This window comes from Streptococcus infantis (assembly GCF_047464615.1).
Taxonomy (GTDB): Bacteria; Bacillota; Bacilli; order Lactobacillales; family Streptococcaceae; genus Streptococcus; species Streptococcus infantis_Y.
On the sequence record NZ_JASHBO010000008.1, the window covers coordinates 104,229 to 127,737 of the forward strand.

Here is a 23,509-nt window from a genome sequence, read left to right on the forward strand (position 1 = left end):
ATTCTAAAAATATTCCTAACTCCGATTTACAGTCTAGTCAATCCGACAAAGGGCAAGTTCTTTTAAACATATTTTATCTTGACTTCATAATCTTCTATAGTCAATTGAACCTAAAACAGTACACAATGTGGTATAATCTTTTTATGGCATATTCAATAGATTTTCGTAAAAAAGTTCTCGCTTATTGTGAGAGAACAGGTAGTATAACAGAAGCATCACACATTTTCCAAATCTCACGTAATACCATTTATTGCTGGTTAAAGCTAAAAGAGAAAACAGGGAACCTAAACCATCAAGTAAAAGGAACAAAACCAAGAAAGGTTGATAGAGATAGACTTAAAAACTATCTTACTAACAATCCGGACGCTTATTTGACTGAAATAGCTTCTGAATTTGGCTGTCATCCAACTACTATCCACTATGCTCTCAAAGCTATGGGGTACACTCGAAAAAAAAGAATCACACCTACTATGAACAAGACCCAGAAAAAGTAGCTGTATTTCTTAAAAAATTTAATAGTTTAAAGCACTTAGCACCTGTTTATATTGATGAAACAGGATTCGATACTTATTTTTATCGAGAATATGGTCGCTCATTAAAAGGTCAGTTAATAAGAGGTAAAGTATCTGGAAGAAGATATCAGAGGATTTCTTTGGTTGCAGGGCTAACAAATGGTGAGTTAATCGCTCCAATGACTTACGAAGAGACGATGACGAGCGACTTTTTTGAAGCTTGGTTTCAGAAGTTTCTCTTACCAACATTAAACACACCATCAGTTATTATTATGGATAATGCAAGATTCCATAGAATGGGTAAACTAGAGCTCTTATGTGAAGAATTTGGGCATAAACTTTTACCACTTCCTCCCTACTCACCTGAGTACAATCCTATTGAGAAAACATGGGCTCATATTAAAAAGCATCTCAAAAAGGTATTGCCAAGTTGCAATACTTTTTTCGAGGCTCTTTTGTCTTGTTCTTGTTTCAACTGACTATAAAAACTAACCAAAAACCCCATTCAAACGTTTCAGATGTGGGGATTTTGTGCGCTCTTTTTTTCGATTCTTTTCGGCTACAAAAACGATGAAATCAAGCATTAGTAAAACCAGTGGAACTTACCCTGACACGGATTTCCACTGGTTTTTAGGATTTTTATCAGATTAACTTCCACTTGGATTAGCAGTGGAACTTAGTTTGGGAATTTAGCTTTTTTTACAAACATATTTACATTAGTTAAAAATGTTTCTGTATTCATTAGATTTACACGAAAATAGCTGATTTATATCTTAAATTTTTAATAAGTAAGATTATCAATAGGACAATTTCCCACCCTAATAATGAAAAGAGTCGGTTGCCGAGTGCATTTTATTCTAAAAAAGAGTATGATAGATACATATTGAAAAAGTAGGTTATATAACATGAAGATTATTCTTGTCGGAGGGGGGAAAGTTGGTTCTGCCCTTTGTCGTTCACTTGTCGCTGACAATCATGATGTTGTCTTAATTGAACAGAACGAAACAGTTCTTAATTACATGACAAGCCGTTTTGATATTATTGGAATTGCAGGTAATGGGGCTGACTTTGCCATGCTAGAAGCTGCCAATGTTCAAGACTGCGATATTTTCATTGCTATGACTCAATATGACGAGGTCAATATGGTCTCTGCTGTCTTAGCTAAAAAGATGGGGGCTAAAGAAACCATCGTCCGTGTCCGCAATCCTGAGTATTCCAACCCCTATTTCAAAGAAAAAAATATTCTCGGATTTTCTCTCATTGTCAATCCAGAACTCCTTGCAGCTCGTGCCATTGCTAACATCATCGACTTCCCAAATGCTCTTTCTGTTGAGCGTTTTGCAGGTGGTTTGGTTAGTTTAATGGAATTTGTTGTCCGTAAGGATAGCAATATCTGTCAGATGTCTATCGCAGACTTCCGGAAAAAGTTTGGTAATGTAATCGTCTGTGCTATTGAGAGAGATCATAAACTCATGATTCCAAGTGGAGACATGGTCCTCCAAGACAAGGATCGGATTTTTGTTACTGGCGATCGTGTAGATATGATGCTTTTTCATAACTATGTCAAATCTCGTGTCGTTAAGAGTTTACTCATTATTGGTGCTGGCAAAATCGCTTACTACCTTGTTGGTATTTTGAAAGATAGCCGTATTGATACCAAGGTCATTGAACTCAATCCAGATCGCGCAGCATTTTTCAGTCAAAAATATCCGAAACTCTATATTGTACAGGGGGACGGAACTGCAAAAGATATTCTCCTAGAAGAAAGTGCCCAACACTACGATGCTGTCGCAACCCTTACTGGAGTTGACGAAGAAAACATTATTACATCTATGTTCTTGGATAGTGTGGGTGTTCAGAAAAACATCACTAAGGTCAATCGAACCAGTCTCCTAGAGATTATCCATGCACCTGAGTTTTCTAGTATCATCACACCAAAAACCATCGCTGTTGATACGATTATGCACTTTATCCATGGTCGTGCCAATGCCCAATATTCAGACCTTCAAGCCATGCACCACCTAGCAAATGGACAAGTTGAGACTCTTCAATTCCTTATCAAGGAAGCGAACAAGATGACTGGTAAACCTTTGTCTCAATTGAAACTCAAAAAAGATATTTTAATTGCTGCTATTATCCGCAACGGAAAAACAATCTTCCCAACTGGTGAAGATAGCCTTCAAGTCGGTGATAAGTTAGTTGTCATCACACTACTATCAAATATCACCAAGATCTATGATCTGTTAGAGAGGTAAGCTATGAATAGAAGTATGGTACGATTTCTTCTTGCAAAGCTACTCTTGATCGAGGCTGGTCTACTCTTAGTTCCAGTTAGCATTGCTATTTATTATCGAGAATCGAGTCAAGTTTTTACAGCTCTTTTCTCTACCATCGGAATCCTTGTTGTTCTAGGTCTTCTGGGAATCATCAGCAAGCCTAAAAAACAACGAATCTATGCAAAAGAAGGGGTCTTAATTGTAGCTCTCTGTTGGATTCTCTGGTCATTCTTTGGTGCCCTTCCCTTTGTCTTTTCAGGACAAATTCCCAATATGATAGACGCCTTCTTTGAGATTAGTTCTGGCTTCACAACAACGGGAGCAACCATTCTAAATGATGTTTCTGTCTTAAGCCGTTCTCTTCTATTTTGGAGGAGTTTTACTCACCTTATCGGAGGGATGGGGGTGCTGGTTTTTGCCCTAGCTATCATGGACAATGCAAAAAACAGTCACTTAGAGGTTATGAAGGCAGAGGTTCCTGGACCAGTATTTGGTAAGGTTGTATCTAAGCTAAAAAATACAGCTCAAATCCTTTATATCCTCTACCTGGCTATGTTTGCCCTCTTTGTGGTTATTTATTACCTTGCTGGGATGCCACTCTACGATAGTTTTGTTATCGCTATGGGTACTGCTGGTACTGGTGGCTTTACTGTTTATAATGATGGAATTGCCCACTATCACAGTTCTCTCATTACCTATCTGACAAGTATCGGGGTTTTGATGTTTGGTGTCAATTTCAACCTCTACTACTACCTCATGCTCCGTCGTATCAAGGAATTCTTTTTTGATGAAGAACTCCGAGCCTATCTCTTGATTGTAGCCATATCAACTGGCTTAATCACGCTTAACACACTCCACCTCTATAGCGGAGTTTCACAAAGCTTTGAGATGGCCTTCTTCCAAGTATCTAACATCATTACCACTACCGGTTTTGGATATGGAGATATCACGAACTGGCCTTTGTTCTCTCAATACATCTTGCTAATGCTGATGGCAATTGGTGGTTCTGCCGGCTCCACTGCAGGTGGTCTCAAGGTTATTCGCGGAGTCATCCTATCTAAAATTGCTAAAAATCAAGTCTTGTCTACCATATCACCTCACCGTGTTTTAACCCTTCAGGTTAATCAAACGGTTATTGATAAGGATACCCAGCACAAGATTCTGAAGTACTTTGTGGTTTATATCATGATTTTACTCAGTTTGATTTTCATCGTCAGTTTAGATACCAATAATTTAATGGTTGTCACGAGTGCTGTTTTCAGTTGCTTTAACAATATCGGTCCTATTTTAGGAACAACTGCAAGTTTCTCAATTTTTAGTCCATTTTCAAAACTTCTACTATCCTTTGCAATGATTGCAGGACGTCTTGAAATTTATCCAATCATACTACTCTTTATGAAGCGAACCTGGTCTAAACGTTAGAACAATCAACTGTACACCCTATCTCCCCTTTTCAAGGAACCCTTGAAGGGGGATTTTTTAGTTTCAAAAGGCAAGACAGCCCTAAAAATCGACAATTGGGAATTTAAGGACTTTTCCCTCCTATCTTTTAGCTATAATAAGAAAAAAATATAGGGGATACTTCATGGAAAAAGTCATAAAATCAATTCGACTACTCTTGTTCTTTGCCTTAATCCAACTGGCACTTTGTAGCTGTATCTTTTGGTCTGGAACCTCTATAGCCCTCAAACAATCCTGTTTTTATTTTCTACTGGCTTTATTGGGCTTATCTGGGTCTTGTGCCTTTATGCATTATTTATCTAGTCACAACCTGAAAAGAGATAGACTGATTGATAGGAGTCGCTTTATCTTTTTATTTTATAGTATGATGATTGTGGTCAACCTCTGTGGTGTTGGACTGGTTCTGTCAGAGAGTATCGTCACTGTTAACTTACTTCAAAAAGAAGCTGTAGAACTCATCCTTCCCTCCTTCTTTTTTCTCTTTGGAGTTGATCTCGTTACCTTTCTCCCCTTGAAAAAATGGAGAAGGTTACAAAAAAATTCCAGTAGCAAGGAAGTGAGATTTTCCATCATCATCATTTCTATTTTAATCTTCCTACGTAATCCAATCACCATTTTATCGATTGCTTTTTATATTGGCCTTGGCGCTCTATTTCTCAGTTTTTTATTCCCAAAAAATTTGAGACAGGAGGTATCATTCTACGGTCATTTGATTCGGGATATTCTATTTGTCGTCTGTACTTTCCTCTTATGGTAACAAATAGAATCCTCTCAGCAATTGTGTTATAATTAGATAAAAATTTTAGGAGACCTATCAATGAACTTTTTTAAAGATTTTCGTAAACGACTCGCGTGGTTTGGGATTTTGTTAGTAGCTATCTTTCTCTCTCAAATCCCAATGCAAACTCTAGCTCTGCTAGCAATAAGTCAGATTGATCCTATATGGTCATCACTTATCGTAGCTCTTATTTCGATTCTTGTGATCGCTATCTTTTTATACGGAGCCCATAAGAGCAAGTTACTAGTATTTAAGCCTAAACTCTTAACGATTAATGATCTTCCTCGTATTGTTTTGAGTTATTTGACAATCTTTGTTGGAAATCTTGTAGGTGGCATCTGGTTACAACTCATAAAACAAACAACAACTTCTAATCAGCAAGTAATTAACAACCTTATTTCCGAAAGCTCTCTGATTAGCAGTTTCTTCCTCATCGTTTTAATCGCACCTATTTGTGAAGAAATCATCTGTCGCGGGATTATTCCTACCAAACTCTTCCAAGGCTACGAAAAGTTTGGCTATGTTATTGGTTGGTTGATCTTCCTCCTTGCGCACAGACCTTCTAATCTCCCTTCCTTCTTGATTTATGGCTGGATGTCAGCCGTCCTCACTTGGACTGCTTATCGTACTAGACGTTTGGAAATGTCTATCTCGGTCCATATGCTACTTAATAGTATCAGTTTCATCTTACTGGCACTCTTTACAATTTTTATGAAAAATTTCGGTATCTAATACCAAACTGTCTATGCCCTTAGACTAGAATGTTTCGTTCCAGTCTAAGGGATTTTTTTGTTTCAACAAACTTTTCACCTCAAAAAATCCACCTTTTTCTACTATCTCAAAAATTTTTTTAAAAAAATTTTAAAAATATTTTATGCATAAATTTTATAGAATATAAAAATAAGTTAACTTAACATGTATATTTGTGAATATTCTTATAAAAAAATGTAAGAAATCCTTTAAAATAGCCATTTTAAAGCCTTTTAGTCCTTATCATATCCCTTGTAATGCATATTAATTTGTGATACTATTAACTTGTAAGCGATACCAATATTATTTGGTACACACGAGAAAAAAAGGAGGATACACATGTCTTCACATCCAATTCATGTTTTCTCAGAAATTGGGAAACTGAAAAAAGTTATGTTGCACCGTCCGGGTCAAGAATTAGAAAACTTGATGCCAGATCACCTTGAGAGGTTGCTCTTTGATGACATCCCATTTTTAGCAGATGCCCAAAGTGAACACGATGCCTTTGCTCAAGCACTCCGTGACGAAGGAATCGAAGTGCTCTATCTTGAACAATTGGCTGCTGAATCATTAACTTCTCCAGAAATACGCGACCAGTTCATCGAAGAATATCTCAACGAAGCAAATATTCGTGGTCGACAAACTAAAAATGCCATCCGAAAACTGCTTCATGATATTGACGACAACCTTGAACTGATTAAGAAAACAATGGCAGGTGTTCAAAAAGTTGAATTGCCTGACATCCCTGAAGAAGGTAAAGGATTAACAGACTTGGTTGAATCTGACTATCCGTTTGCCATCGACCCAATGCCAAACCTTTACTTCACTCGCGACCCATTTGCGACTATCGGGAATGCAGTATCACTTAATCACATGTACGCCGATACACGCAATCGTGAAACACTTTATGGTAAGTACATCTTTAAGTATCATCCAATCTATGGTGGTAAGGTAGAGCTCATCTATAACCGTGAAGAAACTACTCGGATTGAAGGTGGAGATGAACTTGTTCTTTCAAAAGATGTCCTAGCAGTTGGGATCTCTCAACGGACTGATGCCGCTTCTATCGAAAAACTTTTGGTTAATATCTTCAAAAAGAATGTTGGCTTCAAGAAAGTTTTGGCTTTTGAATTTTCAAACAGCCGTAAGTTCATGCACCTGGATACTGTCTTCACCATGGTAGACTATGACAAATTTACAATCCACCCAGAAATCCAAGGCAATCTTCGCGTCTATTCCGTCACTTACGAAAATGAAGAACTCAAGATTGTTGAAGAAAAAGGAGATTTGGCAGAACTTCTTGCTCAAAACCTTGGTTTAGAAAAAGTTACACTCATTCCTTGTGGTGATGGGAATATTGTTGCAGCTGCTCGTGAACAATGGAATGATGGCTCTAACACACTCGCTATCGCACCAGGTGTCGTAGTCGTTTATGAACGCAACACTGTGACCAATAAGAAACTTGAAGAATATGGACTTCGTCTCATTAAGATTCGCGGCAGGGAGTTGGTACGCGGTCGTGGTGGACCTCGTTGTATGTCAATGCCGTTTGAACGCGAAGACATTTAGATTCTTCCTATTTCTGCCTAGCATCTGCTAGCAGAATCATGCTTGTTAGAAAAGGATATATAGAATGATACATTCAGTATTTCAAGGAAGAAGTTTTCTAGCTGAAAAAGATTTTACCCGTGCAGAGCTCGAATATTTGATTGGACTTTCAGCTCACTTGAAGGATCTTAAAAAACGAAACATCGAACACCGCTATCTAGCTGGTAAAAATATTGCTCTTTTATTTGAAAAAACTTCTACCCGTACACGCGCAGCCTTCACAACTGCTGCAATCGATCTTGGTGCACATCCAGAATACCTGGGGGCAAACGATATTCAACTAGGTAAAAAAGAAACTACGGAAGATACCGCAAAAGTTTTGGGACGTATGTTTGATGGTATTGAATTCCGTGGTTTTAGTCAAGATATGGTTGAAGAATTAGCTAAATTCTCTGGTGTTCCTGTTTGGAATGGCTTGACGGATAAATGGCACCCAACTCAAATGCTTGCAGACTACTTGACAGTACTAGAAAATTTCGGACACCTTGAAGGTTTGACATTGGTTTACTGTGGTGACGGTCGTAACAATGTTGCCAATAGCCTTCTAGTAACAGGAGCGATCCTTGGTGTGAACGTTCATGTCTTTTCACCAAAAGAACTCTTCCCAGATCAAGCAGTTGTTGCACTGGCTGAGGGATATGCCAAAGAAAGTGGGGCTCACATCCTCATCACAGAAGATGCTGATCAAGCTGTAAAAGGGGCTGATGTCCTTTACACTGATGTTTGGGTATCTATGGGCGAAGAAGATAAGTTTGCAGAACGCGTCGCTTTGCTAAAACCTTATCAAGTCAATATGGATCTTGTTAAGAAAGCAGGCAATGAAAACTTAATCTTCCTCCACTGCTTACCAGCCTTTCATGATACGAACACAATCTACGGCAGACAAGTAGCTGAGAAATTTGGTGTAAAAGAAATGGAAGTAACTGACGAGGTCTTCCATAGCAAATATGCTCGTCAGTTTGATCAAGCAGAAAATCGTATGCACACCATCAAAGCCGTTATGGCTGCTACACTAGGAAATCTCTACATTCCTAAAGTGTGATACAAACTATAAGAAACAGCTTAGGGGCTGAGACTAGTGTTTTAGTCCAGTCCCTTTTTGTAATAGTTACGAGCTCTGAATTGGAATTCACCACTAGTCACCATTCAAGCAAAAACCTCATAACAAGTAACTGCCTTCCAGTTATTCGCATTTCGAAATTCCAATTCAACTCGTCCCTACAAAGTATTTCTTCTCAACTTCCAAATCCAAGCCTTTAACCAAAATTGGCTTTTGTTCATCCAAAAGAAAGGAGCGCTCATGTCTCATCGTAAAATCGTTGTCGCTCTTGGAGGAAATGCCATTCTTTCCACAGATCCATCTGCTCAAGCTCAAGAAGCTGCTCTGGCAGAAACAGCACGCCATCTGGTAAAACTCATCCAAAATGGTGATGAATTGATTATCACCCATGGCAATGGACCGCAAGTTGGTAACCTTCTCCTCCAACACCTAGCAGCGAATTCCGAAAAAAATCCTGCCTTTCCTCTCGATTCACTTGTTGCTATGACAGAGGGTAGCATCGGTTTTTGGCTCCAGAATGCTCTGGAAAATGCTTTACAAGATATTCATCTTGATAAAACTGTCGTTTCTGTTGTCACACAAGTTGTCGTGGACAAGAATGATCCTGCCTTTCTCAATCCAAGTAAACCCATTGGTCCATTCTACTCAGAAGAAGAGGCTAAAGCAGAAAGCGAAAAAACTGGGGCTAACTTTAAAGAAGATGCAGGACGTGGCTGGCGTAAGGTAGTGGCTTCTCCAAAACCTGTTTATATCAAAGAAATCGATAGTATACGCGCACTCTTAGATAAGGGACAAATTGTCATCGCAGCAGGCGGTGGAGGTATTCCTGTAACCAAAAATGAAAACGGTTACTTATCAGGAGTAGAAGCTGTCATTGATAAGGATTTTGCATCGCAATGCTTGGCAGAGCTAGTCGAAGCAGATCTCTTCATCATTTTAACTGGCGTCGATTATGCCTATATCAACTATAACAAACCAAATCAAGAAAAATTGGAGCAGGTAACTGTTAACCAACTTCAAGAATACATCAAAGAGGAGCAATTTGCTCCTGGTAGTATGCTACCAAAAATCCAAGCTGCCATTGATTTTGTGACCAATCGTCCAGCAGGAAAAGCCGTCATCACTTCCCTCAGCAATTTGGGAGCCTTGATTGAATCTGATAGCGGAACAATCATCGTGAAAGAATAATAGTTTAGTCATACCTTTCAAGAAAGTTTAGTCAGCACTCTTGCCACATCATTCGTTTTTATACTGTGTGACATAGTTTAGGAGGAAAAACAAATGAGTGAAAATAAAAAAAGGTTTCAAATGCCCTCATCATACACTGTTTTGATTATCATCATTACCATCATGGCATTTTTAACCTGGATCATTCCAGCAGGTAAGTATGATACCAATGAAGCAGGTAACCTCATCGCAGGTACCTATCAAACTGTTGACTCAAATCCTCAAGGGATTTACGATGTCCTCATGGCACCAATTCGTGCCATGCTCGGTCACGAACCAACTAGCGCAGCCATCGATGTTGCCTTCTTTATCCTTATGGTCGGAGGTTTCCTTGGTGTCGTAAACGCTACTGGTACACTCGATGTAGGGATTGCCTCCATCGTTAAAAAATACAAGGGCCGCGAAAAAATGTTGATTCTCATCCTCATGCCCCTCTTCGCACTTGGAGGAACTACCTATGGTATGGGAGAAGAAACCATGGCCTTCTACCCCCTTCTTATTCCTGTAATGATGGCAGTTGGTTTTGACAGCATCACTGCCGTCGCCATCATCTTACTAGGTTCTCAAGTTGGTTGTTTGGCATCTACATTGAATCCATTTGCTACTGTTATCGCTTCTGATACTGCGGGAATCTCTTCTATGGATGGGGTTATTCTCCGTGTTATCTTCTGGTTTGTAATGACAGGTATCAGCACTTACTTTGTCTATCGTTATGCAGAAAAGATTCAAAAAGATCCTACTAAATCACTCGTTTACGCTCAACGCGAAGAAGATATCAAACACTTCAATGTTTCAGAAAACGATGATGCACCATCTACCTTGAGCAAGAAACAAAAACATGTCCTCGCTTTATTTGTATTAACCTTTATCATTATGATTGCAAGTTTCATCCCTTGGGTTGATTTGCATGTTACTGTATTTGAAGACTTCAAGAATTGGTTAATCGGCCTTCCTGTAATTGGAGGAGTTATCGGTTCAGATGCTCAACCATTTGGTAGCTGGTACTTCCCAGAAGGCGCTATGCTCTTTGCCGTTATGGGGATTTTGATCGGTGTTGTCTATGGTCTCAAAGAAAGCAAGATTGTCTCAACCTTCCTAACTGGTGCTGCAGATTTGCTTTCAGTAGCCTTGATTTGTGCGGTTGCTCGTGGTATCCAAGTTATCATGAACGATGGTATGATTACTGCAACCATCCTACACTGGGGTGAAATCGGCCTTCAAGGTCTCTCTCCTCAAGTCTTCATCGTATTGACCTATATCTTCTACCTACCTATGTCCTTCCTCATTCCTTCTTCATCTGGCCTTGCTAGTGCAACCATGGGGATCATGGCTCCTCTTGGAGAGTTCGTCAATGTTAAAGCAAGCCTTATCGTCACTGCCTACCAATCTGCATCTGGTGTCCTTAACCTTGTGACTCCTACTTCAGGTATTGTTATGGGTGCTCTTGCTCTTGGTCGTGTCAGCCTTGGAACTTGGTGGAAATTTGTTGGAAAACTCGTCATCGTCATTGTCGTTGCAAGTATTTTACTTCTTATCTTGGGTACCCTAGTGCCATTCTTATAGTCAAAAGGGGAAATACGGATGAAATCCTATATTACAGAATCAATCAAAGATGATTTTCTTCAAAGTTTGAAAACAATCATCTCTTATCCTTCTGTTCTCAATGAAGGTGAAAATGGCACTCCCTTTGGTCAAGCCATTCAAGATGTCCTGAAAAAAACGCTGGACTTATGTCAAGAACTTGGTTTTAAAACCTACCTTGATCCTCAAGGATATTATGGGTATGCAGAAGTTGGTGAGGGGGATCTCCTTGCCATCCTCTGCCACCTAGATGTCGTTCCTGCAGGCGATTTGACAGACTGGGAAACTCCTCCATTTGAAGCTAGTATCAGAGATGGACGGATTTATGGTCGGGGTGCGCAGGATGATAAAGGACCTTCTCTTGCAGCCCTTTACGCAGTCAAAAGCTTGCTTGACCAAGGAATTCAATTCAAAAAACGGGTTCGTTTCATATTTGGTACTGATGAAGAAACACTTTGGCGTTGTATGGCAAGATATAATGCCATTGAAGAACACGCCAGCATGGGATTTGCTCCTGACTCATCATTCCCATTAACCTATGCAGAAAAAGGGCTCCTTCAAGTCAAACTTCATGGACCTGGATCAGAACAACTCGCCTTAGATATAGGTGGAGCCTTTAATGTCGTACCTGATAAGGCAACTTATCAAGGACCACTTATGGAACAACTCCAAGAAGGTCTAGTAGTTGCTTGTTATGATTATCAACAAAATGATCAGTCCCTTACTGTTCTAGGACTATCTAAGCATGCCAAGGATGCCAGTCAAGGGATTAATGCAGTCATTCGTCTAGCCACCGTCCTTGATTCTATTCAATCCCATCCTGCACTTACATTTCTTGCCAAAGAAGTTGGTCAAGATGGTCAAGGAAAAGGAATCTTTGGTGATATTAGCGACCAGCCTTCTGGACATTTATCCTTTAATGTGGCCGCCTTAACCATTACTCCCGAAAGTTCTGAGATTCGAATTGATATCCGAATCCCAGTCCTTGCAGACAAGGATGCCCTTGTTCATCAGCTGAAAGAGCGCGCAAAAGCTTACCAACTTAGCTACCAAGAATTTGACTACCTAGCGCCACTTTACGTGGCAAGAGATAGTATGCTCGTCACTACACTCATGCAGGTTTATGAAGAAAAAACTGGTGACAATAGTCCCGCTCTATCATCTGGCGGCGCAACCTTTGCACGTACCATGCCAAACTGTGTCGCTTTTGGTGCCCTCTTCCCAGGAAGAGAGCAAACAGAACACCAAGCAAATGAATATGCTATCTTAGATGATCTCTATCATGCTATGGATATCTATGCTGAAGCTGTTTACCGATTAGCGACCTAAAAGACCTCCTAAACTCCGTCCCAAATCGGGACGGAGTTTTAGGAATTTTGTTAAAAACAGCCTACAAGAAAAGCCAAGAAAATCCCTTCCTTGACTTTTTTCAATAGTTTTAAGATAAGTTACCAACTCAGGAACTCTTTTACTATAGTGGAGTGAACTTAGAGTAGTACGCCATGGATTCTAAAACATTTATTAGACATTGTTTTGACTTTCCTAACCTCTTTGTTCACATCTTATTTCAATCAACTATACGACACGAAAACGCGAAAACGATTATTTTTCGCCAATGAGTTAGTGGGGAAATTCGCTTCCTTACCATTACGACGGAAAAATCCACGGATCGATATTATTCGTGGATTTTTCCTAGTGAAGCGTTTAGGTAAGCCGCCATAGCGGTTACCGTCAAATGACAGCAACTTTATGTTGCTAGTCATTTGTAACGATTTACATCTTCTCCTCCAACTCTACATCTGGATACTTGTCCGCAAACCAGCGGAGGGCAAAGTCATTCTCAAAGAGGAAGACTGGTTGGTCGAAACGGTCTTTAGCTAAGATATTTCGGCTTGATGACATCCGTTCATCCAAGTCCTCAGGCTTGATCCAACGAACGGTCTTTTTACCCATTGGACTCATGACCACTTCAGCATTATACTCCCCTTCCATACGGTGTTTGAAGACTTCAAACTGAAGTTGACCAACAGCACCCAGCATGTACTCGCCTGTTTGGTAATTCTTATAAAGCTGAATGGCTCCTTCTTGCACCAATTGCTCAATCCCCTTGTGGAAGGATTTTTGCTTCATGACATTCTTGGCAGAAACTTTCATGAAAATTTCAGGAGTAAAGGTTGGCAGTGGTTCAAATTCAAATTTGTTTTTCCCAACTGTCAAAGTATCTCCCACCTGATAAGTACCAGTATCGTAAACTCCGATAATATCTCCAGCCACGGCATTAGTGACATTTTCACGACTTTCCGCCATAAACTGAGTCACATTTGACAGCTTAGCTCCCTTACCAGTACGAGGGAGATTAACACTCATACCACGCTCGAATTCACCCGATACGATTCGAACAAAGGCGATGCGGTCACGGTGTCGAGGGTCCATGTTGGCTTGAATTTTAAAGACAAAACCTGAGAAATCCTTGTCATACGGATCCACAATTTCGCCATCTGTTTTCTTGTGTCCATGTGGTTCTGGAGCAAACTTGAGGAAAGTCTCAAGGAAGGTCTGAACACCAAAGTTAGTAAGAGCTGAACCAAAGAATACTGGTGTTAATTCACCCGCAAGGATGGCTTCCTCTGAAAACTCATTCCCAGCTTCATTTAAAAGTTCAATATCATCCTTGACTTGCTCATAGAAAGGATTGCTGCCAAAAAGCTCGTCCCCATCTTCTAGACTAGCGAAACGTTCATCCCCCTTGTAGAGTTCCAAGCGTTGGTTATAAAGGTCATACAAACCTTCAAAAGCTTTCCCCATCCCGATTGGCCAGTTCATAGGATAGCTCGCAATGCCTAGAACTTCTTCTAATTCTTGCAAGAGATCCAAAGGCTCACGACCGTCACGGTCCAGCTTGTTCATAAAGGTAAAGACGGGAATGCCACGATGTTTCACAACCTCAAACAATTTCTTGGTTTGGGCCTCGATACCTTTTGCAGAGTCCACGACCATGACCGCAGCATCCACCGCCATCAAAGTCCGATAAGTATCTTCTGAAAAGTCCTCGTGCCCTGGGGTGTCTAGGATATTGACACGCTTACCATCGTAGTCAAATTGCATCACAGATGAAGTAACCGAAATCCCACGTTGCTTCTCGATATCCATCCAGTCAGACTTGGCAAAAGTCCCTGTTTTCTTTCCTTTTACGGTACCAGCCTCACGAATCTCGCCTCCAAAGTAGAGCAACTGCTCAGTAATGGTTGTTTTCCCCGCGTCAGGGTGGGAGATGATAGCAAAGGTACGACGTTTCTTAATTTCTTCTTGAATATTCATAAGTTCTCTTTCTCTGATTCTCTATTTTTCTTGTTTCAATAGCTAAGAATGATTTTTACATTGGATTTTACCATTCCTTTCAACACTCCATTATATCGGATTTTGCCATTTTTTTCAATTTCTATTTTATGTTAGACTATACTTGAATAAAAGCTATTCCTTGTAGTCAAATATATCGAAAACCGTGACAATTCTAGCAAAAATGATATAATAAAAGAAAAAGGAGAAGCACTCATGTTCAAGGAATTTGGTGTAACTAATTTAGAAGTGACAAAAGATGATATTTACAAGAATCCAAGCAACCCTATTTTACGCATGTATGATGACGATGAATTAATTGGAACCTTTAGTATTCTAACTGGAGAAGTATTAGAAAATTTGGACTTGGCAGACTATGACATTCGTTTTGCTCAAAAGCAAATTGAGTTAAATCGCGATAACTACCTTGAAACATGGAAGGACTACGTGGGACTACTACATGCCTAAATATTCTTTCCTAATACTCTTCAAAAATCAAATTCAAACCACGTCAGCGTCGGCTTGTCGTACTCAAGTACTGCCTGTGCCTAGCTTTCTAGTTTTCTCTTTGATTTTTATTGAGTATAAAAGTATGGTATTGAAATTCATCCTAACGAACATAACCATAAAGGTCAAAAAGCGCATATTCACTTTTATATCCACGGAAAAGAAGTGGATTCAATGTTTCTGAACGGTGAACTGAGAGATGGTAAAGCAAAAGCAAAAGACCTAAAAATGATAAGGCAATATGTCTTAGAAAATGCAGATGAACTTCAGGATTTATGGAATGAATACCAAAAGAGTGCATATTAAAATCAAAGAATCTTAGTTTGCTAATCAACAACAAACAAAAACTATCTAGCAATTTTAATGCCTACTATTCAACTATTGCCCCACTTAGGTGCTAACCATCCTACTCCCCTTGCAATTTTTAAAGTAAATGTTGCAATGAATATAGAAAAAGGTGTTGCGACAACAACACCCCACAGAGCCGTTTAAGACGGTGGCTGTAATTACATAACTAAAAAATAGCTCGTTAACTCGCCAAAGTTAGGACGGCTATTTTTTTGTCTCTTTAAAAATCTCTTTCTTGACTTGCCAGATGTCTTTTTTCAGCTTTACCTCCCTTATTTATAGGAAAATATGGTAAAATAGAACAGATAAATAATCATCATTTCACGAAAGGATATCAGATGAAAATTACGCAAGAAGAGGTAACACACGTTGCCAATCTTTCAAAATTAAAATTCTCAGAAGAAGAAACTGCTGCCTTTGCGACTACCTTGTCTAAGATTGTTGATATGGTCGAATTGCTGGGCGAAGTCGACACTACTGGTGTTGAACCAACGACTACCATGGCAGATCGCAAGACCGTTCTTCGCCCAGACGTAGCCGAAGAAGGAACTGACCGTGACCGCTTATTTAAAAATGTACCTGAAAAAGATAACTACTATATCAAGGTACCAGCTATCCTGGATGATGGAGGAGATGCCTAATGACTTTTAACAATAAAACGATTGAAGACTTGCACAATCTCCTTGTTTCTAAGGAAATTTCAGCAACTGAGTTGACACAAGCAACTCTTGAAGATATCAAGTCTCGCGAGGAAGCCCTCAATTCTTTTGTTACAATCGCTGAAGATCAAGCTCTTGCTCAGGCTAAAGCTATTGATGAAGCTGGAATCGATGCTGACAATGTTCTTTCTGGAATTCCCCTGGCTGTTAAGGATAACATTTCTACAGATGGTCTCTTAACAACAGCAGCTTCAAAAATGCTCTATAACTACGAGCCTATCTTTGATGCCACAGCTGTTGCCAATGCAAAATCTAAGGGCTTGATCGTTGTTGGGAAAACTAACATGGACGAATTTGCCATGGGTGGATCAGGTGAGACTTCTTACTACGGTGCAACCAAAAATGCTTGGGACCACAGCAAGGTTCCTGGTGGATCATCAAGTGGTTCAGCTGCAGCTGTAGCTTCTGGACAAGTCCGTTTATCACTTGGTTCCGATACTGGTGGTTCTATCCGCCAACCTGCTGCCTTTAACGGGATTGTTGGTCTCAAACCAACTTACGGAACAGTTTCACGTTTCGGTCTCATTGCCTTTGGTAGCTCATTAGACCAAATTGGACCTTTTGCTCCAACTGTTAAGGAAAATGCCCTCTTGCTCAATGCTATTGCCAGCGAAGATGCAAAAGACTCTACTTCTGCTCCAGTCCGCATTGCCGACTTTACTTCAAAAATTGGCCAAGACATCAAGGGTATGAAAATCGCTTTGCCTAAGGAATACCTTGGAGAAGGAATTGACCCAGAGGTTAAGGAAACCATTCTGAACGCCGCTAAACACTTTGAAAAACTTGGTGCTATCATCGAAGAAGTCAGCCTTCCTCACTCTAAATACGGAGTTGCCGTTTACTACATCATCGCTTCATCTGAAGCTTCCTCAAACTTGCAACGTTTTGACGGTATCCGTTACGGCTACCGCGCAGAAGATGCGACTAATCTTGATGAAATCTATGTAAACAGCCGTAGCCAAGGTTTCGGTGAAGAGGTAAAACGTCGTATCATGCTAGGTACTTTCAGCCTTTCATCAGGTTACTATGATGCCTACTACAAGAAGGCTGGTCAAGTTCGTACCCTCATCATCCAAGATTTCGAAAAAGTCTTTGCGGATTACGACTTGATTTTGGGCCCAACTGCACCAAGCGTTGCCTATGACTTGGATTCTCTCAACCACGACCCAGTTGCCATGTACTTGGCTGACCTTTTGACCATCCCAGTCAACTTGGCAGGTCTCCCAGGAATTTCGATTCCTGCTGGATTCTCTCAAGGACTACCTGTCGGTCTACAATTGATTGGTCCTAAGTATTCTGAGGAAGCCATTTACCAAGCTGCTGCTGCTTTTGAAGCAACAACAGACTACCACAAACAACAACCCGTGATTTTTGGAGGTGACAACTAATGAACTTTGAAACAGTCATTGGACTTGAAGTCCACGTAGAGCTCAACACCAATTCAAAAATCTTCTCACCTACTTCTGCCCACTTTGGAAATGACCAAAATGCTAATACAAACGTGATTGACTGGTCTTTCCCAGGCGTACTGCCAGTTCTCAATAAAGGTGTTGTCGATGCTGGTATCAAAGCAGCTCTTGCCCTCAACATGGACATCAACAAAAAGATGCACTTTGACCGCAAGAACTACTTCTATCCTGACAATCCTAAAGCCTATCAAATTTCTCAATTTGATGAGCCAATCGGTTACAACGGCTGGATTGAAGTGGAGTTAGAAGATGGTACAACTAAGAAAATCGGTATTGAACGTGCTCACTTGGAAGAAGATGCAGGTAAGAACACCCATGGTACAGATGGTTACTCTTATGTTGACCTCAACCGTCAAGGGGTGCCTTTGATTGAGATTGTATCTGAAGCCGACATGCGTTCCCCAGAAGAAGCCTATGCTTATCTAACAGCCCTTAAGGAAGTCATCCAGTACGCTGGCATTTCTGACGTTAAGATGGAAGAAGGTTCGATGCGCGTGGATGCCAACATTTCTCTTCGTCCTTATGGTCAAGAGAAATTCGGTACCAAGACTGAGTTGAAGAATCTCAACTCCTTCTCAAACGTCCGTAAAGGTCTTGAATACGAAGTCCAACGTCAAGCTGAAATCCTTCGCTCAGGTGGACAAATTCGCCAAGAAACACGCCGTTACGATGAAGCCAACAAGGCAACCATCCTCATGCGTGTTAAGGAAGGCGCTGCTGACTACCGTTACTTCCCAGAACCAGACCTACCACTCTTTGAAATCTCAGACGAGTGGATTGAGGAAATGCGCACAGAGTTGCCAGAATTTCCAAAAGAACGCCGTGCACGCTACATATCTGACCTTGGCTTGTCAGACTACGATGCTAGCCAGTTGACTGCAAACAAAGTCACTTCTGACTTCTTTGAAAAAGCTGTCGCCCTCGGTGGCGATGCCAAACAAGTCTCTAACTGGCTCCAAGGCGAAGTCGCTCAATTCTTGAACGCCGAAGGTAAGACACTAGAACAAATCGAATTGACGCCAGAAAACTTGGTAGAAATGATTGCCATCATCGAAGACGGCACGATCTCTTCTAAGATTGCCAAGAAAGTCTTTGTTCACCTGGCTAAAAATGGCGGTGGCGCGCGTGAATACGTGGAAAAAGCAGGCATGGTGCAAATCTCTGATCCAGCTGTCTTAATTCCAATTATCCACCAAGTCTTTGCGGATAACGAAGCTGCCGTTGCCGACTTCAAGTCAGGTAAACGTAATGCAGACAAAGCATTTACTGGATTCCTAATGAAAGCAACTAAAGGACAAGCCAACCCACAAGTCGCCCTTAAACTCCTTGCTCAAGAATTGGCGAAGTTGAAAGAAGATTAAGCGGAAGGAAAGCAGCCAGAAGGTTAATGTTACCCTTCTGGTATCTTTCAAAACCATTTTGACTTTATTTTCAGACCATTTTATGGTAGAATGAAGAGTAATAATATTTATTAAAGAGGTAAAAATATGATTGAAGCAAGTAAACTAAAGGCTGGTATGACTTTTGAAACAGCTGAAGGAAAATTGATCCGCGTTTTGGAAGCTAGCCACCACAAACCAGGTAAAGGAAACACTATCATGCGTATGAAATTGCGTGATGTCCGCACTGGTTCAACTTTTGAAACAAGCTACCGCCCAGAAGAAAAATTTGAGCAAGCGATCATCGAAACAGTTCCGGCTCAATACTTGTACAAAATGGACGACACAGCTTACTTCATGAACACAGAAACTTATGACCAATACGAAATTCCTGTTGTGAATGTTGAAAACGAATTGCTTTACATCCTTGAAAACTCAGATGTAAAAATCCAATTCTACGGAACTGAAGTAATCGGTGTAACTGTACCAACTACTGTTGAATTGACAGTTGCTGAAACACAACCATCTATCAAAGGTGCTACTGTTACAGGTTCTGGTAAACCAGCAACAATGGAAACTGGTCTTGTCGTGAACGTTCCAGACTTCATCGAAGCAGGTCAAAAATTGATTATCAACACTGCAGAAGGAACTTACGTTTCTCGCGCCTAATCTCTAGAAACTAGAAAGAGGTCATTCTATGGGAATTGAAGAACAACTTGGCGAAATCGTTATCGCCCCACGTGTACTAGAAAAAATCATTGCTATCGCAACTGCGAAAGTTGAAGGCGTACACTCTTTTTCAAACAAATCAGTATCTGACACCCTTTCAAAACTTTCTCTTGGTCGTGGCGTATATCTAAAAGAAGCAAACGATGAGCTCACAGCTGATATCTACCTCTACCTAGAGTACGGTGTCAAAGTTCCTAAGGTTGCTATGGCTATCCAGAAAGCTGTTAAGGATGCTGTCCGTAACATGGCTGATGTTGAAATCTCTGCTGTCAACATTCACGTTGCAGGTATCGTTCCAGATAAAACACCAAAACCAGAATTGAAAGACTTATTCGACGAGGACTTCCTCAATGACTAGTCCATTATTAGAATCTAGACGTGAACTACGTAAGTGTGCTTTCCAAGCCCTGATGAGTCTTGAATATGGTTCAGGTCTAGAAACTGCTTGTCGCTTCGCCTACACACATGATCGTGAAGATACAGACGTACAACTTCCTAACTTCCTTGTAGAGCTCGTTTCTGGTGTCCAAGCTAAAAAGGATGATCTGGACAAACAAATCACACAACATTTGAAAACTGGTTGGACCATCGATCGTCTGACATTGGTAGAAAAGAATTTACTACGCCTAGGAGTTTTTGAAATCACTTCATTTGATACTCCTCAGCTCGTAGCTGTTAACGAAGCTATTGAGCTTGCTAAGAGCTTTTCAGATCAAAAGTCAGCCCGTTTCATCAATGGACTCCTCAGTCAATTTGTGACAGAAGAAGATTAAATAATATAGAAAAAGTGTTTGACTCAGATCAAACACTTTTTTCTTTGCCTTCCACTATCTAAAAAAGTGGTAATAGACATAATTATAAACAAATATCCAGATGGGCTTGGCATAAGTGAGAAAGTTAAAAAAACTATGGCATAGAATTGTGATTTTTAGATTCTTTGTCCAACGGTAGATCAGGGCATAGAAGAGACCGCCTAAACTATAAAACATCAAACTGATAGGATCTCGGTGAGTTAGGATCAAATGACTAAGTCCAAAGATAAGAGCAGATAGGATAACATCCAGATAGTACTTGGACTGGGGGAAAAAGGTATTCATAAAGTACCCTCTATGAATCAGTTCCTCCAATATAGGTCCGACGACTACTGTTAAACTAAAACTGAGAACAGTTGATAGAAAAGTTGGTTGCCCATTGGAGTATAGAGTCGAAAGAAGTTCTTGAAAGATATACTTGTTATCAATTAAGTGATGAAACTGTAATTGAAAAGCATCCACCAATTGACGATCAAAATAAGTAGCCACTAGACCAGCTACAAGGAAAAAGAATCTTGACTTCTTTGAACCCTTTTTTTCGAAAATATAGAGCATCTCTTTCTTTTTGAGCCAGTAGATAAATAATAGCAAAAGAGCTATTACTTCAACTGTTAAAAAGATAGAATAGCCATTTATCCCCCATCCTAAAAACTTAGTCAGATGCACAATCCCTAACTCTGGTAGATAAACCGATAGAAATACCAGTAAGATAAAGACTCCCAAATGCCAAAGTTTTTTCATACTCATTCCTTAAAAAAATTAAAATTACCTTGATGGAGGGAAAAATTAACAACCCCCTATTCAGTTTATCAGTTATATTCTGATCAAGCACAGCATAAAATCTATAAAAACCTAGTCTATTCTCTGGAGCACTTATAGATTATCATTCCTTATTATATAATATACATCTTTTTTTACGACTCTCAGTTCCATTTCCTCAACTGTCAATTATTAATCCTGAAATGAATTCTTGAGAGAAACCAAAAAGCTAGAACCGCTTTTAGTTCTAGCTTTCTTTTAATATTTTCTAAAGCGTTGGTAACGTTCTTCAATGAGTTGGTCTAGCGAAAGTTTACCAAGTGTGTCTAGCTCCGCTTGAAGTTGTTCTTTCACTTGCTTGATCAGATCTTTACTTGATAGACCCACCTCAGAGATGACCTTATCAACAACTTGCATATCCAACAACTCATACGAGGTGATTTTCATCAACTCAGCTGCTTCCATGGCACGCGTGCCATCTTTCCACAAGATAGAAGCAAAGCCTTCGGGACTGAGAACTGCATAGATAGAGTTTTCTAGCATCCAAACACGGTCAGCTACTGCTAGAGCTAGAGCTCCACCAGAGCCTCCTTCACCGATAATAATGGCAATGATGGGAACTTTTAAATCACTCATTTCAAAGAGATTGCGGGCAATAGCTTCACCTTGCCCACGTTCCTCTGCACCTACACCAGGATAGGCACCAGCAGTATTGATGAAGGTTACAATTGGACGACCAAACTTTTCTGCTTGCTTCATCAAACGAAGGGCTTTTCGGTAACCTTCAGGATGAGGTTGACCAAAGTTACGGTTAAGATTATCTTGTAAGCTTTTACCTTTTTGGATTCCGACAACAGTTACCGCTTGTTCTCCCAACCATCCGATACCACCAATAACAGCACCATCATCTCTGAAAGAGCGATCCCCATGCAGCTCAATAAAATCATCAAAAATTCCTGTTGCGAAATCCAAGGCTGTTAGGCGAGTTTGTTCACGAGCTTCTCTAACGATTTTCGCAATATTCATCAACTCTCCCTCCTGTGTAGTCTTACTAATCGAGCAATCGTATCTGGCAATTCTCGCCGTTTAATAATTGCATCCACAAAACCATGTTCCAGTAAAAACTCTGCTTTCTGGAAGTCTTCTGGTAGGTCTTCTCTTACCGTATTTTCAATGACACGACGTCCAGCAAAACCAACAAGACTTTGAGGTTCCGCTAAGATGATATCCCCTTCCATAGCAAATGAAGCTGTAACACCTCCAGTCGTCGGGTCAGTAAGGATTGTCAGATAAAAGAGACCTGCATTGGAATGACGTTTGACTGCGGCAGAAATTTTGGCCATCTGCATCAAGCTCATGATTCCTTCCTGCATTCGTGCTCCACCAGAAGCTGTAAACAATACGACAGGTAATTTTTCAGCGGTCGCATATTCGAACAAGCGAGTGATTTTCTCACCAACAACTGTCCCCATCGATGCCATGATAAAGTTAGAATCCATGATGCCAAGGGCAACCTTCTCTCCCTTAATCAAAGCTGTTCCTGTTACAACAGCCTCATCAAGACCTGTCTTTTCACGCATCAAAGTCAATTTTTTACGATAGCCTGGAAAATTCAAAGGATCCTGAGTCTCAATCCCTTTAAACATTTCCAAAAACGTCCCCATATCAATGGTTAAAGCTAAACGCTCTTGAGCTGAAATACGGAAGGTATAGCCACAGTGAGGGCATATCCGCTCACTCCCCAAGTCCTTTTGGTAAATCGTATATTTGCAACCAGGACATTGGGAGAAGAGCTCATCTGGAACCTCTGGCTTGATCTGAGGTTGATTTACAGTCGAACGATTGGGATTGATTCGAATATATTTATCTTTTTTACTAAATAGAGCCATACATCCCCCTTTTCAGTCTTATACTATTTTTATACTCAATGAAAATCAAAGAGCAAACTAGGAAGCTAGCCGCAGGTTGCTCAAAGCACTGCTTTGAGGTTGTAGATAAGACTGACGAAGTCAGTCACATATATAATCCAAGGCGAAGCTGACGCGGTTTGAAGAGATTTTCGAAGAGTATTACATTAGACTTCCTGCGAAACTAAAATCCTAGTTCACGGTTGATAATGCCAGCAATCAAATTCATTCGTAATCCGAAGCGTTTACGTCGATTTCGATAGGTTGTTGAAAATATTTTAAACGTTTTTA

Annotated in this window: 22 protein-coding genes and 1 pseudogene; 18 read left to right on the forward strand and 5 right to left on the reverse strand. The window is 40.3% G+C overall.

What is annotated here, in order from left to right; genetic code table 11:
* The first annotated feature begins 143 nt into the window (after positions 1-143).
* The 10 genes from QM450_RS06180 to QM450_RS06225 all read left to right on the forward strand — a co-directional run bounded on the left by QM450_RS06180 (position 144) and on the right by QM450_RS06225 (position 12,582).
* Positions 144-991, forward strand: a protein-coding gene (locus QM450_RS06180) for an IS630 family transposase (protein WP_414320005.1) whose coding sequence is annotated in 2 segments (ribosomal slippage) — positions 144-462 and positions 462-991 — 849 coding nt in all. Because the reading frame shifts where the segments join, the coding sequence is not laid out codon by codon here.
* A 426-nt stretch (positions 992-1,417) separates the two neighbouring features.
* The gene (gene trkA / locus QM450_RS06185) at positions 1,418-2,767 is read left to right on the forward strand and encodes a Trk system potassium transporter TrkA (protein WP_414313444.1); all 1,350 of its coding nucleotides are present in this window, start codon (positions 1,418-1,420) and stop codon (positions 2,765-2,767) included.
* A gap of 3 nt (positions 2,768-2,770) precedes the next feature.
* Positions 2,771-4,210 (forward strand): TrkH family potassium uptake protein, encoded by a 1,440-nt coding sequence (locus QM450_RS06190; RefSeq protein WP_248034659.1) that lies wholly within the window; start codon positions 2,771-2,773, stop codon positions 4,208-4,210.
* Positions 4,211-4,373: 163 nt separating this feature from the next.
* Positions 4,374-5,006, forward strand: a complete 633-nt coding sequence (locus QM450_RS06195; protein WP_414320006.1) for a hypothetical protein — start codon at positions 4,374-4,376, stop codon at positions 5,004-5,006.
* 60 nt (positions 5,007-5,066) lie between these two features.
* Entirely contained in the window at positions 5,067-5,759 is a 693-nt protein-coding gene (locus QM450_RS06200) for a CPBP family intramembrane glutamic endopeptidase (RefSeq protein WP_153225068.1), read from the forward strand.
* 357 nt (positions 5,760-6,116) lie between these two features.
* Positions 6,117-7,346 (forward strand): arginine deiminase, encoded by a 1,230-nt coding sequence (arcA, locus tag QM450_RS06205; RefSeq protein WP_371559028.1) that lies wholly within the window; start codon positions 6,117-6,119, stop codon positions 7,344-7,346.
* A 67-nt stretch (positions 7,347-7,413) separates the two neighbouring features.
* A complete protein-coding gene (gene argF / locus QM450_RS06210) occupies positions 7,414-8,427 on the forward strand; it encodes an ornithine carbamoyltransferase (RefSeq protein ID WP_315640906.1) in 1,014 nt (337 codons plus the stop codon).
* 258 nt (positions 8,428-8,685) lie between these two features.
* Positions 8,686-9,633: a carbamate kinase gene (gene arcC, locus QM450_RS06215; RefSeq protein ID WP_414320007.1), complete on the forward strand. Its 948-nt coding sequence runs from the start codon at positions 8,686-8,688 to the stop codon at positions 9,631-9,633.
* Positions 9,634-9,726: 93 nt separating this feature from the next.
* Positions 9,727-11,235 (forward strand): YfcC family protein, encoded by a 1,509-nt coding sequence (locus QM450_RS06220; protein ID WP_414320008.1) that lies wholly within the window; start codon positions 9,727-9,729, stop codon positions 11,233-11,235.
* A gap of 18 nt (positions 11,236-11,253) precedes the next feature.
* Positions 11,254-12,582 (forward strand): dipeptidase, encoded by a 1,329-nt coding sequence (locus tag QM450_RS06225; protein ID WP_414320009.1) that lies wholly within the window; start codon positions 11,254-11,256, stop codon positions 12,580-12,582.
* A 444-nt stretch (positions 12,583-13,026) separates the two neighbouring features.
* Here QM450_RS06225 and QM450_RS06230 read toward each other — a convergent pair whose 3' ends face one another.
* On the reverse strand, positions 13,027-14,571 hold the full coding sequence (locus QM450_RS06230) for a peptide chain release factor 3 (protein WP_050389419.1): 1,545 nt from the start codon (positions 14,569-14,571) through the stop codon (positions 13,027-13,029).
* Between the two features lie 234 nt (positions 14,572-14,805).
* Between QM450_RS06230 and QM450_RS06235 the strand changes: the two genes are divergently transcribed.
* The 8 genes from QM450_RS06235 (at position 14,806) to nusB (ending at position 20,513) form a co-directional block, all read left to right on the forward strand.
* Positions 14,806-15,057 carry a hypothetical protein gene (locus QM450_RS06235; RefSeq protein ID WP_000471833.1) on the forward strand — a complete coding sequence of 84 codons (252 nt, stop codon included), beginning with the start codon at positions 14,806-14,808 and terminating at the stop codon, positions 15,055-15,057.
* Between the two features lie 129 nt (positions 15,058-15,186).
* Entirely contained in the window at positions 15,187-15,402 is a 216-nt protein-coding gene (locus QM450_RS06240) for a DUF4160 domain-containing protein (RefSeq protein ID WP_311522643.1), read from the forward strand.
* Between the two features lie 380 nt (positions 15,403-15,782).
* Entirely contained in the window at positions 15,783-16,085 is a 303-nt protein-coding gene (gatC, locus tag QM450_RS06245) for an Asp-tRNA(Asn)/Glu-tRNA(Gln) amidotransferase subunit GatC (RefSeq protein ID WP_311518865.1), read from the forward strand.
* Positions 16,085-17,551, forward strand: a complete 1,467-nt coding sequence (gene gatA, locus QM450_RS06250; protein ID WP_414320010.1) for an Asp-tRNA(Asn)/Glu-tRNA(Gln) amidotransferase subunit GatA — start codon at positions 16,085-16,087, stop codon at positions 17,549-17,551. Before gatC ends, gatA begins: the two co-directional genes overlap by 1 nt.
* On the forward strand, positions 17,551-18,993 hold the full coding sequence (gene gatB, locus QM450_RS06255; protein WP_414320011.1) for an Asp-tRNA(Asn)/Glu-tRNA(Gln) amidotransferase subunit GatB: 1,443 nt from the start codon (positions 17,551-17,553) through the stop codon (positions 18,991-18,993). Before gatA ends, gatB begins: the two co-directional genes overlap by 1 nt.
* 126 nt (positions 18,994-19,119) lie before the next feature.
* Complete coding sequence (gene efp, locus QM450_RS06260; RefSeq protein ID WP_000568646.1) at positions 19,120-19,680, forward strand: elongation factor P; 561 nt, start codon at positions 19,120-19,122, stop codon at positions 19,678-19,680.
* A 28-nt stretch (positions 19,681-19,708) separates the two neighbouring features.
* Positions 19,709-20,098, forward strand: coding sequence for an Asp23/Gls24 family envelope stress response protein (locus QM450_RS06265; RefSeq protein WP_049503061.1), 390 nt, complete (start codon positions 19,709-19,711; stop codon positions 20,096-20,098).
* Positions 20,091-20,513 (forward strand): transcription antitermination factor NusB, encoded by a 423-nt coding sequence (gene nusB / locus QM450_RS06270; RefSeq protein ID WP_414320012.1) that lies wholly within the window; start codon positions 20,091-20,093, stop codon positions 20,511-20,513. The genes QM450_RS06265 and nusB overlap by 8 nt, the downstream gene beginning before the upstream one ends.
* Positions 20,514-20,567: 54 nt before the next feature.
* Here nusB and QM450_RS06275 read toward each other — a convergent pair whose 3' ends face one another.
* The 4 genes and pseudogenes from QM450_RS06275 to QM450_RS06290 form a co-directional block, all read right to left on the reverse strand.
* On the reverse strand, positions 20,568-21,293 hold the full coding sequence (locus QM450_RS06275; RefSeq protein ID WP_414320013.1) for a lysostaphin resistance A-like protein: 726 nt from the start codon (positions 21,291-21,293) through the stop codon (positions 20,568-20,570).
* A 276-nt stretch (positions 21,294-21,569) separates the two neighbouring features.
* Entirely contained in the window at positions 21,570-22,337 is a 768-nt protein-coding gene (locus QM450_RS06280) for an acetyl-CoA carboxylase carboxyl transferase subunit alpha (protein ID WP_414320014.1), read from the reverse strand.
* Positions 22,337-23,200, reverse strand: coding sequence for an acetyl-CoA carboxylase, carboxyltransferase subunit beta (accD, locus tag QM450_RS06285; RefSeq protein WP_049503080.1), 864 nt, complete (start codon positions 23,198-23,200; stop codon positions 22,337-22,339). The genes QM450_RS06280 and accD overlap by 1 nt, the downstream gene beginning before the upstream one ends.
* Before the next feature lie 202 nt (positions 23,201-23,402).
* A pseudogene (locus QM450_RS06290) lies at positions 23,403-23,509 on the reverse strand (IS5/IS1182 family transposase); the annotation flags it as partial.